Annotated in this window: 9 protein-coding genes; 3 read left to right on the top strand and 6 right to left on the bottom strand. The window is 40.5% G+C overall.

What is annotated here, in order from left to right:
* Nucleotides 1-22 precede the first annotated feature (22 nt).
* The 6 genes from H5115_RS08975 to H5115_RS08950 form a co-directional block, all read right to left on the bottom strand.
* Nucleotides 23-1,999, bottom strand: coding sequence for an RICIN domain-containing protein (locus H5115_RS08975; RefSeq protein WP_182754866.1), 1,977 nt, complete (start codon nucleotides 1,997-1,999; stop codon nucleotides 23-25).
* A gap of 708 nt (nucleotides 2,000-2,707) precedes the next feature.
* A complete protein-coding gene (gene cydC / locus H5115_RS08970) occupies nucleotides 2,708-4,453 on the bottom strand; it encodes a thiol reductant ABC exporter subunit CydC (RefSeq protein WP_182754864.1) in 1,746 nt (581 codons plus the stop codon).
* Nucleotides 4,446-6,239 carry a thiol reductant ABC exporter subunit CydD gene (cydD, locus tag H5115_RS08965; RefSeq protein ID WP_182754894.1) on the bottom strand — a complete coding sequence of 598 codons (1,794 nt, stop codon included), beginning with the start codon at nucleotides 6,237-6,239 and terminating at the stop codon, nucleotides 4,446-4,448. Before cydD ends, cydC begins: the two co-directional genes overlap by 8 nt.
* Entirely contained in the window at nucleotides 6,229-6,393 is a 165-nt protein-coding gene (cydX, locus tag H5115_RS08960; RefSeq protein WP_002958303.1) for a cytochrome bd-I oxidase subunit CydX, read from the bottom strand. Before cydX ends, cydD begins: the two co-directional genes overlap by 11 nt.
* 12 nt (nucleotides 6,394-6,405) lie before the next feature.
* Complete coding sequence (cydB, locus tag H5115_RS08955) at nucleotides 6,406-7,545, bottom strand: cytochrome d ubiquinol oxidase subunit II (RefSeq protein ID WP_220487217.1); 1,140 nt, start codon at nucleotides 7,543-7,545, stop codon at nucleotides 6,406-6,408.
* Nucleotides 7,542-9,125 carry a cytochrome ubiquinol oxidase subunit I gene (locus H5115_RS08950; protein ID WP_002958301.1) on the bottom strand — a complete coding sequence of 528 codons (1,584 nt, stop codon included), beginning with the start codon at nucleotides 9,123-9,125 and terminating at the stop codon, nucleotides 7,542-7,544. The genes cydB and H5115_RS08950 overlap by 4 nt, the downstream gene beginning before the upstream one ends.
* Before the next feature lie 301 nt (nucleotides 9,126-9,426).
* Between H5115_RS08950 and lpxB the strand changes: the two genes are divergently transcribed.
* The 3 genes from lpxB to dnaE are packed head-to-tail and all read left to right on the top strand — an operon-like array spanning nucleotide 9,427 to nucleotide 14,670.
* A complete protein-coding gene (gene lpxB / locus H5115_RS08945; RefSeq protein WP_182754862.1) occupies nucleotides 9,427-10,584 on the top strand; it encodes a lipid-A-disaccharide synthase in 1,158 nt (385 codons plus the stop codon).
* A complete protein-coding gene (gene rnhB, locus H5115_RS08940; protein ID WP_182754860.1) occupies nucleotides 10,574-11,176 on the top strand; it encodes a ribonuclease HII in 603 nt (200 codons plus the stop codon). The genes lpxB and rnhB overlap by 11 nt, the downstream gene beginning before the upstream one ends.
* Nucleotides 11,177-11,178: 2 nt before the next feature.
* On the top strand, nucleotides 11,179-14,670 hold the full coding sequence (dnaE, locus tag H5115_RS08935) for a DNA polymerase III subunit alpha (RefSeq protein ID WP_138488763.1): 3,492 nt from the start codon (nucleotides 11,179-11,181) through the stop codon (nucleotides 14,668-14,670).

Below are 14,670 nucleotides of genomic sequence, written 5' to 3'. Positions count from 1 at the left end.
GGTGGTTTTTTATTATTAAAGTTTACTGTCGCGTTAGTTCAAACATTTGATTTTCAGATCCAGCGCTGCAAGTCCATTGCAATAGATTTGCTCCGTCATTTGCTTTATTTCCCTCAATATCAAAACAAAGTTCACTACTACGATTTATTATCCGCCATTTTCCTGTACCTGCGGCTTGGAATCTAAATTGTTGATTATAACTACCGGTATATGTGTACAGAGCAATGTTTGCACCATTAACCGTTGAGTTAGCGGCTACATCAAGGCCCTTCGATGGAGCATTAACTGGTGAAATTCTATGCCAAATACCATCGACCGTTGATATATTGAATTTTTGACAATCGTTATTTAACCATGACCATTGCGATATGTTAGCACCATTGCTATTTGCACAATTAGCTACATCAAGTGATTTAGCACTGTGCTTAGGTGTAACCCTGTATACACCATTAACTAGGGTATTAGTGACTGAACTACCTGAGTCGTTATAGCCATTGTAAACCTCAAATTCAGCAACTCTCGGTGTTGAGTTTGAAGAGTTAATAACAAAACTGACTTTTGACAAATTTACACTCGAAAAGGTGATCACATTAGGTACAGCCCCGCCATTAGCGAGCGTTGTGCCTGTATCGTAATTAACCAGCGACCATGAAGTAATATTTCCTTGAGCACCTGACGCTTCAATAATCTTTACAGCATTAATTGTAGTATTTAAGTTTTTAATATTTATTGTGCCAGTAGATGAATTTGGCGACCAGTAAGTGGATGTATCTCCATCTTTAACATTACCATAACTTGTACCGCTGGCTTTAGAGCTGCCATCTACACCTGCAGCCAAAGCAAGATTTTCCCCTGAAGGAGTCGGCTCAGGTGGATTTGTTGGATCAGTAGGCTCAGTTGGATCTGTGGGCTCAGTCGTACCACATTCACCATTGGACTCTTTTAAGCCCTTATTTGCACCTGCGGTTGCTGCAATAATTGCAGGAACACACTGAGTATTATCCAGTTGATAGTTATAAGGTATGCTAATAGAAGTAGTTGATGAAGGATTTGGGCCTGCTGGGTGAAGCTTACTTTCATCTTCAGACCAATCAATATTGTCCCAGATATTACCGCTTACTTGCCAATATCCCATATCGTTAGTGTAAAAAGTACCTAGTGGGTCTTTAGAGTCTTGAAAGTAGTTATTTTCTGCACGTATTTTACCACCTATGCGTGGATTCATCCCAGATGACTGTATGCCACTATAGTAGTTATTATAAGCATGGGCTGTTGCATGTCTGAGTAAGGGGGTTCGTGAATTTATATTTTGATAGTAGTTATGATGGAATGTTACAGGGCCATTAGCATCATCGCTGTCGCTCGAGCCAACCAAACCACCTCGACCTGAATTACGCAAAATGCTATAAGATAAAGTTACGTATTTTGTATTATTTTTCATATCAAAAAGTGCATCATAGCCACTGCTTTCACCACCACTTGCTTCAAGTGTTACATGGTCAACCCATACATTTCGAACATTAGATTCCATACCAATTGCATCACCTCCGTTTGAGATTGGTGAGCCTGATTTTTTTACATTTCGTACATGAACATTTTGAATAATAATGTTTGACGAAGAACGAATATGGATACCGAGTTGGTCAAATAAAGCACCACTGCCAACACCAATAATAGAAACGTTACTAATTTCTTTTAGTTCAATTAAGTCAGGACCAGTGTTACAGCTATCACCAGATACCTTGCTTGTATTACCATGATTAATTGTGCCTTCAACTTGAATGATAATTGGTGTATCACTCGATGCACGATTACATAAAGCTTGGTGTATTTGGGTTCCTGTTGTTGCATATACTACATCACCACCGGCACCACCTGTTGTATTACCGTTTGTTGAAGCATATCCAGATGCATTTGCAGCTAGGGCACTGCCGCCATAAATTGCGGCTAATATTGCAGTTGTGTGTAAAGAGTATTTTAAAATATTAGTTTTTTTCATTTTAACTCCAATTAAAATGGTTTTCAGTGTAAAAACTTTTGTATTTAAGACTGCAGTGATCATTAACAAGTTTTATTCTTGAACTACAAATGCCACCGGTGGCATAATCACTTTAAATAATAATAATAACAATAAGTAAAAAGGATTAGATGAATCGATCTTTTTTGCAATAATTAATTTACAATAAAATAACATATAAATATCATGCATTTAAGAAAGTGTGTATATTTGTAATCACAGTATTTTTTTTGTAATCGATTAAGAAATACTTCATTTTGGGCCTGTTTATCTTTCGAGGCTGAACTTACAGCAGTAAGCTTGGTGTTTAGACAAGACAGGGCCTATGTAGTATGGTTATTCTCCATAAATAGGCGATAACGTAGAATAAATGGTAAACATGCGCTGCTCGTACGGTTTTGCCCAGAGGCAATTTAATTTGTTAAATTGCTCAAAAATTTATGCAGGTTGGTTTAAGCAGTACTGTTTAACTGAAAAAACTAAAAATGGAATTGTTACTTAATCTGAACCCTGGTTAAGAAGTTTACTAACGTATTGAGTTATGGTGATATTTAAATTTATTATCCAGAGTTCAGGTTACTTAGTGAAATTGCCTTTTATTTTCTGATGTTAAAATAGTGCAGATGTAGGGATTTATTCAACCTGAACCCTGGTTAAAGGATTTATTATCCAAAGTTCAGGTGACTTTAACTAAAACCGAGTAGTGAGCGCAACATAGTTGGGATAAGTGCCAATGAGCTCTTTATGAGAGCCTTGTGCGACTACTTTACCGCCTTCTAACCATACAACATTATCCATTTGAGCAAGTAGAGCGGGATCGTGCGTAATTGTGAGCACGCTGGCGTTATTCATAACATGCATTATTGCTTGCATTACCCCTTGCTTAGATTGATTATCAAGACCTTCTGTTGGTTCATCAAGAACTAAAATAGCAGGGTTTTTAAGTAATGCTTGGGCAATGGCTATACGCCTAGATTGACCTTGCGACACGTTACGCCCGCCAGTGCCTAATCGTGTTTTTAAACCTTCTTTTAGCTCATTAAACCATGGGCTCAATTGAGCTAATGCGAGCGCTTCAATCATTTGCTCTTTGGTTGCATTTGGCGCGGCATAACGTAAGTTTTCACTTAATGTGCCATCAAAAATATGGTGCTGCTGGGCGAGTATATTTATAGCATTTGCGCGTATATCATTATTTAACGAATGTAAGTCAACAACGCTATTTTGATTGTTTAGCGTTATGCTGCCTTGTTGCAAAGGCCATAAACCAGTAAGTAAATTTACAAGCGTCGTTTTACCGCTGCCGCTTCTACCTACAATTGCTACCTTTTGCTGGGGCATTAACTCAAAACTGATATTAGTAAGCGCTGTTTGCTCACCATATTGGTAGCTAATATTGTTAAGTGCTAACGTGTGGTTTTGCGCGCTAAAGCTTTCATCAACGTTTACATGTGTACTTTCAATTTGCGAACTAGCTGCTTTGTCTTCAAGTGTAAACAATCGCTCTGCTGCTTTTAAAACACTTGGAAGCTCTATAAACGCATTGGGTAGTAGCAATACGCTTTCAAAGCTTGCCAGTACAAATAAACTCAACATAGCAAGTTCTACATTTACCATACTGCTTGTGTATACCAGTGGCACTATGGTTACTATGCTAGCAAGCATGGCTAATTGAACAACCAACATGCTTAACCCATCTGAGTTTGCCAGTGCTTTGTGGCGAACAAATAATTGCTGATTGTACTGCTCGCTTAATTCGTCGCACTTATTAAGTTGCTGCGAACGGGCTTGGTAAATACTAAGCTCTCTAAGGCCTGTAAGTGTATCTGAAAGCTCAGAGCGAAGTTGTGCACTAAGTTGTGTTTCTTTATGGCTGTTTCTAGTGAGCTTTGCGCTAAGTAGGGCAGGTATAACCACACCAATAAGTATAATGCCAGTAAAGCAAATAAGGGCGACGTTGCCATTATAGGCCGACATAAACAGCATGATGATTGGCACACTTAAAAGAGCGACCAGCATAGGAAGTAAAACGTTTAAATAAAATTTATCGAGTGCGTCTACATCGTTTTGTAATCGGTTAACTAAATCAGCGCTGCGGCTCATTGCTAAATCAACATTGTTAAGCTTACTTAACGTTGCAAAGACATTGGTACGTATTTCACTTAGTAATAAAAACGTGGCGTTATGAGTAACTAGGCGTTCGCCATAGCGTGATGCTGTTCGCACAATTGCTAAAAAACGAATCGTGCCGGCAGGAGTAAAATAATTCATTTGTACGCCCGCAATACCAGCAGCGGCCATTGATGCTAAAAACCAGCCAGATATAGCCAACAGGCCCACATTAGCTAATACCGTAATCGTTGCTAAAAATGTACCCAATAGCATAGCTTTGTAATGAGGAGCACAAAGCTTTAATAAGCGAATAAAATTACGCATGCACCACCCCTTGTTCAGCCGTTTTTAGTAAGTCAGCAAATGCACCATTTTGCGCTGCAAGTGTTTCAAAGTCACCTTGCTCAGCTATTTTTCCATCGTGCATCACAATGATATTGCTGGCATGTTTAACGGTATTTAATCTATGGGCAATAACTAACACTAAGTTGTTTTTAGCATATTCATTAATAGCATCTTGAATAAGCAGCTCTGTTTGGCTATCAAGGTGCGCAGTGGGCTCATCAAGCACTAAGACTGGTGCTTGTTTTATAAATGCGCGAGCCAGTGCAATACGTTGTTTTTGACCGCCAGAAAGCCCTTCGCCTTGCTCACCTATCAGCGTGTTAAAACCATCGGGTAGGGTATTAATAAATTCAAGCACACCAGCTTGTTTTGCCGCGTGTTCAAGCTCTTGCTGTGTGGCAGTGGGTTTGGCCAATTTAATGTTGGCAGCAATGGTGTCGTAAAATAGCGTCGCTTGTTGTGGTATCCATGCAATATTATTTTGCAGGTGAGTAATATCGGTTGTACTTAAACTCTGATCATTAATAGATAGGTTGTTAATCACCTCAGGGTGAAACCCTAATAGACAATCAAACAACGTACTTTTACCTGAGCCACTACTGCCCACAACTGCGATTAAGCCTTTATTTGGCAATGTTAAATTTATATTTTTAATCCCTTCGTTACTACCTGGGTATATAAAATTAAGGTCGGTAATACTTATTGAATTAATTGTATTTAAAGTTAAATTGTTTTCAGGTGCGCTTGTAGTTACTGGCGCATTTACGTCACTTGGCAGTGGGGCATTTAAAATCGCAACCATATCGGCCGCCGCACTAATACCTTGCAAACGTGCATGGTAATGGCTACCAAGCTGGCGCAGTGGTAAATAAAATTCAGGCGCTAAAAGTAGCACCACAAAGCCAGTGGCAAAATCAAGAGTGCCAAAAAATAGTCTAAAACCAATAATTACGGCAACGAGTGCCACGCTAATGGTGGCTAAAAACTCAAGTGCAAATGATGATAAAAACGCGATTTTTAAAACATCGAGTGTCGCGTGTCTAAAATCATCTGAAATTTTAGCTATTTGTTTAAGCTCGGTACGTGTTGCATTAAATAGTTTTAGCTGAGTTAAACCTTGCACGCGGTCAAAAAAGTAATTGCCCAGTACAGCAAGTTGCTTCCAGCGTTTTTGGTTTAAAGCTTCGGCTTTAGAGCCTACTAAAATCATGAAAAAAGGAATAAGTGGGGCGGTTAATAAAAATATCAGCCCAGCTTTATAATCTGTCGGAAAAATAACAACCAATATTGCCAGCGGAATAAGTGCGCTGTAAGCAACACCTGGCAAGTATTTAGCGTAATAGTCGTGAAGTGCTTCAACGCCATTATGCAGGGTGTTTAATGTAGCGCCTTGGCCGTGTTGTTCTATATAACTAGGCCCAAGTAAGCTGAGCTTATGGAGAAGTGTTTGGCGCATAGCCGATTTTATTTTAAGCGCAGCAAATGCACTTAAGCGCTCACTTAACGCTAAAAACACCGCGCGCAATAAAATAATGCCTGCTAAGGGCCATAATAAATGAGTGACTTGGGCTAAGTTATTACCTTCAAACATTACATTATGAATAGCTTGAGCCAGTAAATAAGCACCTGCAATCATCAGTAGTGCGTTAAAAGTACCCAGTGCAATGCTTAACTTTAACCACACTGCAGCGGGTTTACTTTGACGCTTTAAAAAAGCGCGCAGTGATTGCTGCTGCGCGCGATCTGGTCGGGGGTTAGTCGTCATCTTTTGTGTTGTTAGCATCATTTAATAAATCGTGCATGGCTTGTTCATCATCAGCAATGCTGTTTTTATTTTGATGAAACTCGTACCACATTACATTTATTACACCTAAGGTACAGGCCAAAAGTACACCTAAAATCCAAGCGAAATACCACATTGTTTAGTCTCCTTAGTAGCTACCATGAGTGTTGTTTTCAATTTCTTCTACCGTTACTCTGCGCCACATTTTTACGTAACACCAAGTGGTGTAGGACAAAATTAGTGGTACAAAAATACACACTGCAACAAACATTATATTGAGCGTTTTATGGCTCGATACCGCATCCCAAATTGTTAAGCTAATATTAGGGTTATTACTTGATGGCATAATAAATGGGAATAGAGAAACACCGGCCGTCATAATTACGCCAATTAACATTAAGCTTGTTGAAATAAGTCCAAGTGCAGGTTTATTTAATTTTGAAAACACAAGTGCACTTAATGCCATTGCAAAGGCTAAAATAGGGAAGGTCATTGTCCACGGACGGGTGCTGTAATTACTTAACCAAACACCTTGCGCTGTAGTAACTATTTTAGCTAGAGGGTCTGCATGACTTTGTGTATCAGCCATAGATACAACTTGGTAACCAGTTAAGTTAGCCACCCAAAAACCAGCTGCAGCAAATAACACGATAAACACAATAAGAGAATAGCGACCATATTGACCCGAACGCTCTGCGACCACACTTGCTGTACGAAGTTGTAACCACATACCCGCATGCGCAACTAACATGGTAATACTCACTAAACCTGCAAGTAATCCAAATGGGTTAAGTAAGCCAAAAAATGAACCTTGGTAGCTAACACGCATTAAGTTATCAATATTAAACGGTACGCCTAAAAATAAATTACCAAACGCAACACCAAATACTAATGCTGGAATTGCGCTGCCTGCAAGCAAGCCCCAATCCCAGTTATTGCGCCAGCGTTTTGAGTCAACTTTACTGCGGTAATCAAATCCAAGTGGTCTAAAAAACAAAGCAAAGAGTACTAGCATCATGGCAAAGTAAAAGCCCGAAAATGCAGCAGCATAAACCATAGGCCACGCCGCAAATAACGCGCCGCCTGCAGTTATAAACCATACTTGGTTACCATCCCAATGCGGGCCAATTGTGTTTATTACTGTGCGGCGCTCTGAATCTGTTTTACCAACGAGGCGAAGCAACATAGCAACGCCCATATCCATACCATCGGTAATAGCAAAACCAATAAGCAGCACACCAATGATCAACCACCAAAGCATTTTTAATGTTTCATAATCAAAAATCATGATTGCTCTCCTTCAGTTTTATCAGCTTTGTTTGGTAATTCAAAATGATACTTACCAGTATGTAGCGAGCTTGGCCCTTGCTTAACAAAGCGGATCATCAGCCAGCCTTCCACAATTGCTAAACCAGTATAGAAAACAATAAACCCAGTTAAGCTAATTAAAATATCGTTTACTGTTAGTGACGACGTGGCTAAAAAGGTCGGCAGTATTTCAGATATAGCCCAAGGTTGGCGACCATACTCGGCAACAATCCAGCCAAATTCAATCGCTATCCAAGGTAGTGGAATACTCAATACGGCAGCCCATAACAACCAGCGTTTTTGCTCAATCACACGGTGTGCGTTGTAGTAAAATGCCAATATAAATACACCTAGCATGGCTACACCACAGGCAACCATAATCCTAAATGACCAAAACATAGGGCCTACTTTAGGAAAAGAGTCTTTAACAGCTTTTTGAATTTGTTCTTCAGTAGCATCTACAACATCTGGTGTGTAGCGCTTAAGTAGCAAGCCATAACCTAAATCATCTTTTAGAGTATTAAATTTGGCAATATTATCTGGCGTATCTTCACCGTTTCTGAGTTTTGTAAGGTATTCATAAGCAATCATACCGTTGCGAATACGTACTTCATGTTGTTTTTCTAGGTCGTTAATACCCGTTACTTGCTCATCTAGTGAGCGCGTAGCAATTAACCCAAGTGCGTAAGGTATTTTAACCGCTGCATGTGTTACTTGCTCTTCTGAATCAGGAAAACCAAATGCGGTAAACGCAGCCGGAGCTTCTTCTGTGTGCCATTCGGCTTCAATTGTGGCAAGTTTCACTTTTTGGACTTCGCCTACTTCGTAGCCTGATTCGTCACCGAGTAAAATTACACACAAAATTGACGCTAACCCAAAGCCCGAAGCGACTGAAAAAGAGCGTTTAGCAAATGCTAAATCACGGCCTTTTAATATATACCAACTGCTTATACCCAATACAAACATAGAGGCAGCTACATAACCTGCCGATACAGTATGAATAAACTTAACTTGGGCTACAGGGTTAAACACAAGCTCTGCAAAACTAGTCATTTCCATGCGCATGGTTTGATAGTTAAATTCAGCGCCTACTGGGTTTTGCATCCAACCGTTGGCAATTAAAATCCACAGCGCCGACATGTTAGTACCAATGGCCATTAAAAAGGTCGCGCCTAAATGTTGGCGTTTAGAAAGCCTGTCCCAGCCTAAAAAGAACATACCCACAAAGGTCGATTCTAAAAAGAATGCCATTAAACCTTCAATAGCCAGGGGAGCCCCAAAAACATCACCTACGTAATGGGAGTAATAAGACCAGTTAGTACCAAACTCAAATTCCATGGTAAGGCCTGTTGCCACACCAATTGCAAAGTTAATACCAAACAATTTTCCCCAAAACTTAGTCATATCACGATAAATTTCGCGACCGGTCATAACATAAACCGATTCCATAATAACTAAAATCCAGGTCATACCTATCGTTAAAGGTACGAATAAGAAATGAAAGAGAGCGGTAACAGCAAACTGTAATCGCGATAGATCCACAAAGGTTTCATCTATCATTATTGGCTCCTTGAGAGTGACGGATTAACAGGGCAACATTTTATTGGCAAAGTTAAGTTTTAATGAACTTTCAGTAATTACTGAAAGTTTGTAATAGTATTTACGTTTGTGCAATCTTTGTCAACATACATATTAGTAAAGCGTAATATATATTTCCTATGCTACATCAGTATTAAAAACAAACAACATAAAGCCTTAACTTAGGTAATAAAAAACCAGTTATTTAAAGCGTTTAACCAAACAGTAAAACACGGTAAACTAACAAGCATGAACGCCTGGTTTACTTGTGAAATAAAATCAAATGAATAAAGATAAAAAACAACTACGTATTGGTATTGTGGCAGGTGAACTGTCGGGCGATATTTTAGGTGAAGGCTTAATTAAAGCCCTTAAAAAACACTTTCCGGACGCTATTTTTGAAGGAATAGCAGGACCTAAAATGCAAGCGCAGGGCTGTAAAACACTTTACGACATGGATGAGCTTTCGGTAATGGGGCTTGTTGAGGTGCTAGGGCGTTTACCACGTTTGCTTAAAATACGTAAACAACTCGTGCAGCATTTTGTAGATAACCCACCTGATGTATTTATAGGTATAGATGCACCCGATTTTAACTTACGTGTAGAAAAACCACTTAAAGATGCGGGCATTAAAACCGTACAGTATGTAAGTCCGTCTGTTTGGGCGTGGCGCGAAAAGCGCATTCATACAATAAGTGCAGCCACTAACTTAGTGTTAGCATTATTACCATTTGAAAAAGAGTTCTACGATAAGCACCAAGTGCCATGTACATTTGTGGGGCATACCTTGGCTGACGACATAGCGCTTGAGCACGACGATACTAAAGCACGTGAAGAACTCGGCTTAAGCCTTGATGACAAAGTACTGGCGCTGCTACCTGGTAGTCGAGGCTCTGAAGTTGGTTTGCTAAGCGAGACTTACATTAAAACAGCTGAAAAGCTGCAAGCTAAAAATCCTAATCTTAAAATTGTGGTGCCACTGGTAAACGAAAAGCGCAAAGCGCAGTTTACTGAAATATTAAACGCCACCGCGCCTGACCTTAATGTTAATCTGCTTGATGGGCAATCAAAATTAGCGATGCAAGCTGCTAATGCCATTTTATTAGCGTCGGGCACTGCAACACTTGAAGGCATGCTTTATAAAAAGCCAATGGTAGTGGGCTATAAAATAAAGCCGTTGAGCTATTGGATTTTTAAAACTTTATTTACGTTTAATATTAAGTACTTTTCGCTGCCTAATTTATTAGCCGACGAAGAGCTAGTGCCTGAGTTTTTACAAACCGAGTGTAATGTGACTAACTTAACAAACGCACTTACCCCTATGCTCAACACAGATAACAAAGAGCTAAAAGCACGCTTTTTAGCTATTCACGAAAAAATTAGATTAAATGCCAGTGAACAAGCAGCCAATGCTGTGGCGGAGTTAATAAATGCAAATTGATAGACCCAATGTATCCTTAATTGCTGGTGTAGATGAAGTAGGGCGCGGCCCACTTGTTGGTGATGTAGTCACTGCCGCCGTCATTTTAGATCCCACTAAACCAATTGCAGGCTTAGCAGATTCTAAAAAATTAACGGATAAAAAACGCCAAGCACTTGCAATTGAAATAAAAGAAAAAGCATTGTGCTACGCGTATGGACGCTGTAGTCCAACAGAAATTGATGAGTTAAATATTCTACACGCAACGATGCTTGCCATGACTCGCGCAGTAGAGGCATTAAGCACACAACCTGAATTTGTATTTATAGATGGTAATCGATTGCCAAAACTCACTATGCCAGCACAAGCTGTTGTTAAAGGTGATAGCTTAGTGGCCGAAATTTCAGCGGCGTCTATTTTAGCTAAAGTAGCGCGCGATGACGAAATGCTTGAACTTGATGCATGCCACCCAGAATATGGTTTTGCAGGGCACAAAGGGTATCCCACTAAAGCGCACTTTGCAGCGCTTGAACAATACGGTGCAATTGACGAGCATCGTAAAAGCTTTAAACCTGTGCAGCGCGTTTTGGCGCAAGCCAATGGTGAGGGCTAAGCATGGCTGCTCCTGATTTTGTTCATTTAAGAGTTCATTCAGACTTTTCGATGGTTGATGGCCTTGCTAAAACAAAGCCAATAGTCGCAAAAGCGCAAGAGCTGCAAATGCCAGCCATTGCAATTACTGATCAAATGAACTTTTGTGGTTTAGTGCGTTTTTATGGCGCCACGCATAATGCAGGTATTAAACCTATAGTGGGTGCTGACTTTTGGGTTCGAAGCCCAGAGTTTCCTGATGAGCCAAGCCGCTTAACTATATTAGCCAAAGACAACGACGGCTATAAAAATATTACCTTGCTGATATCTAAAGCTTATCAGCGTGGGCATGTATTTCATCGCCCAGTTATTGACCGTGAGTGGTTAGTTGAGCTAAAAGCAGGCTTAATTATTCTCTCAGGCGCTAAAGACGGTGACTTAGGTAAAGCATTATTAAAAAATAATCCGACTGTAATTGAATCGGTTGTTAGTTTTTATAAGCAGCATTTTAGCGATAACTACTACCTAGAGCTTGTTCGCACCAATCGACCGCTTGAAGAAGATTACTTGCACATGGCGGTAGAGCTTGCTGCTAAAGAGCAACTACCGGTTGTAGCGACCAACGAAGTGGTGTTTTTAAAGCCAGAAAACTTTGAAGCGCACGAAATTCGTGTTGCTATTTTTGACGGTTACACGCTCGATGATAAGCGCCGCCCTAAACGGTTCTCTGAAGAGCAATATCTAAAAACACCTGAGCAAATGGCTGAGTTGTTTAGCGATATTCCAGAAGCCCTACAAAATACCGTAGAAATCGCTAAGCGTTGTAATGTAACTGTGCAATTAGGTACTTACTTTTTACCTGATTACCCAACCGGCTCGCTTAAAATTGAAGACTTTTTAGTTAAAGTGTCACAAGACGGCCTAGAAGAGCGACTACAGTTTTTATTCCCCGACGAAGAAGATAGAAAAGTAAAACGTGTTGAATACGATGAGCGTCTTGCAATTGAGCTCGGTGTAATCAACCAAATGGGATTCCCAGGTTACTTCTTAATCGTAATGGAGTTTATTCAGTGGAGTAAAGATAATAATATTCCAGTTGGACCTGGTCGTGGTTCAGGTGCGGGTTCGTTAGTTGCGTACGCGCTTAAAATTACCGACCTTGATCCACTTGAGTTTGACTTACTCTTTGAGCGATTCTTAAACCCTGAACGTGTATCAATGCCCGATTTCGACGTCGATTTTTGTATGGATAGACGAGACGAGGTAATTGATCACGTGTCGGCTTTGTATGGTCGGGATGCGGTTTCGCAAATTATTACCTTTGGTACCATGGCTGCAAAGGCGGTAATACGCGATGTAGGGCGAGTGCTTGGGCATCCTTACGGGTTTGTTGATCGAATTTCAAAATTGATTCCGGGTGACCCCGGTATGACACTTGCCAAAGCGTTTGATGTAGAACCACGCTTGCAAGAAGCCTACGATGGCGACAATGAGGTAAAAGACTTAATCGACATGTGTCGCATCCTTGAAGGGTGTACACGTAATGCCGGTAAACATGCGGGTGGCGTAGTAATATCGCCAACCACTATTACCGACTTCGCTGCGCTTTATTGCGATGACGAAGGTAAGTTTCCAGTAACACAGTTTGATAAAAACGATGTAGAAACAGCCGGCTTAGTTAAGTTCGATTTCTTGGGTTTACGTACACTGACTATATTGCAGTGGGCGGTCGATATGACCAATGTGCGCATGAAGCGCCAAGGTAAAGACCCCGTTGATATAAACACCATTCCACTGGATGATAAAAAAAGTATTGAGTTGCTACTTCGCGCCGAAACGACCGCTGTATTTCAGCTAGAGTCGCGTGGTATGAAAGACTTAGTACGCCGCCTTAAACCCGACTGCTTTGAAGATATGATTGCACTTGTGGCTTTGTTCCGCCCAGGTCCACTGCAATCAGGCATGGTAGATAACTTTATCGACCGAAAACTGGGCCGAGAAGAAATCTCATACCCAGATGCGCAGTATCAGCACGAAAGCTTAAAACCAATACTTGATCCAACTTACGGCATTATTTTGTATCAAGAACAAGTAATGCAAATTGCGCAAGTACTAGCAGGTTACACGCTAGGTGGCGCCGACATGCTGCGTCGTGCAATGGGTAAGAAAAAACCCGAAGAAATGGCAAAGCAGCGTTCAACATTTGAAGATGGCGCAAGAAATAACGGCATTGACGGCGAGCTTGCGATAAAAATCTTCGACTTGGTAGAAAAGTTCGCAGGTTACGGTTTTAACAAATCTCACTCAGCAGCTTACGCACTCGTATCGTATCAAACATTGTGGATGAAAACGCATCATCCTGCAGAGTTTATGGCTGCGGTAATGTCGGCCGATATGGATAACACCGACAAAATAGTTATTTTGGTGGATGAATGTGAAAACATGAAGCTCACCTTATTACCACCAGACGTAAATGCAGGTGAGTTTAAGTTTACAGTAAACCTTGAAGGTGAAATTGTTTACGGTATTGGCGCAATAAAAGGCGTAGGTGAGGCACCGGTTGAAGCAATTTTAGAAGCGCGTGCAAAAGGTGGCCCATTTAAAGATTTATTTGATTTTTGTGCGCGTGTTGATTTAAAACGCTTAAATAAACGTGTTACTGAAAAATTAATTTACGCAGGTGCTTTGGACCAATTAGGGCCAGAAAAAACCCAATCTGGGCGTGCTACATTACTAGCCAGTTTAAAAGATGCTATGCGTGCGGCCGATCAACACAACAAAGCTGAGCAATTAGGACAAAGTGACTTATTTGGTTTATTAGCCACTGAGCCTGATGAAGTTGAACAAGCTTTTATTAAAGCCACAGGGCTTACTGATAACGAGTGGTTAGATGGCGAAAAAGAGACGCTAGGCCTTTATTTAACTGGGCATCCAATAAATCAGTACCGCCGTGAGCTTAGGCATTACACTAGTGGAAAAATAGTTGATTTACAGCCAACTAATCGTGATGTGTTTGCAACGGCAGCTGGTTTAGTTATTGCTTCTAGAGTATTAATTAATAAAAAAGGAAATCGTTGGGCCTTAGTAACTTTAGATGACAAGAGTGCACGGATTGATGTACGCTTGTATTCAGACGAGTTTGAAAAGTACCAAGATATGCTCCAAGTTAACAATATCTTGGTAATATCTGGACAGGTCAGCTTTGATAACTTCTCCGGTGGTATTACAATGACCGCCAGAGAAATAAACACCATTGCTCAAGCGCGTGAAAAGCGTATTAAAGCGATTAAAATGACGCTGAACATGGTGCAAATCGAGGCAGGTTTCTTCGATAAATTACAAAAAGTACTCGAACCCTATAAAATGGGAACGTGTCCGATCAAGGTTTATTACCAACGTCCAGATGCGTTGGCGCAATTAACTCTTGGAATCGAATGGTGTGTTACGCCAAGTGACGACTTAATCCATAAGTTATCACTAATGGCTGCGCAAGATGTAGAACTAGAATTTAACTAA

The organism is Pseudoalteromonas sp. SR44-2, assembly GCF_014163745.1.
Lineage (GTDB): Bacteria > Pseudomonadota > Gammaproteobacteria > Enterobacterales > Alteromonadaceae > Pseudoalteromonas > Pseudoalteromonas distincta.
The sequence above is the reverse complement of the archived record's forward strand: the minus strand, read 5'-3'. Positions and strand labels throughout refer to the sequence as shown.

Coding starts and splice junctions, on each gene's coding strand:
- H5115_RS08975 (WP_182754866.1), bottom strand. CDS start 1,999: ATGAAAAAAACTAATATTTTAAAATACTCTTTACACACAACTGCAATA.
- cydC (WP_182754864.1), bottom strand. CDS start 4,453: ATGCGTAATTTTATTCGCTTATTAAAGCTTTGTGCTCCTCATTACAAA.
- rnhB (WP_182754860.1), top strand. CDS start 10,574: ATGCAAATTGATAGACCCAATGTATCCTTAATTGCTGGTGTAGATGAA.
- lpxB (WP_182754862.1), top strand. CDS start 9,427: ATGAATAAAGATAAAAAACAACTACGTATTGGTATTGTGGCAGGTGAA.
- dnaE (WP_138488763.1), top strand. CDS start 11,179: ATGGCTGCTCCTGATTTTGTTCATTTAAGAGTTCATTCAGACTTTTCG.
- cydD (WP_182754894.1), bottom strand. CDS start 6,239: ATGACGACTAACCCCCGACCAGATCGCGCGCAGCAGCAATCACTGCGC.
- cydX (WP_002958303.1), bottom strand. CDS start 6,393: ATGTGGTATTTCGCTTGGATTTTAGGTGTACTTTTGGCCTGTACCTTA.
- cydB (WP_220487217.1), bottom strand. CDS start 7,545: ATGATTTTTGATTATGAAACATTAAAAATGCTTTGGTGGTTGATCATT.
- H5115_RS08950 (WP_002958301.1), bottom strand. CDS start 9,125: ATGATAGATGAAACCTTTGTGGATCTATCGCGATTACAGTTTGCTGTT.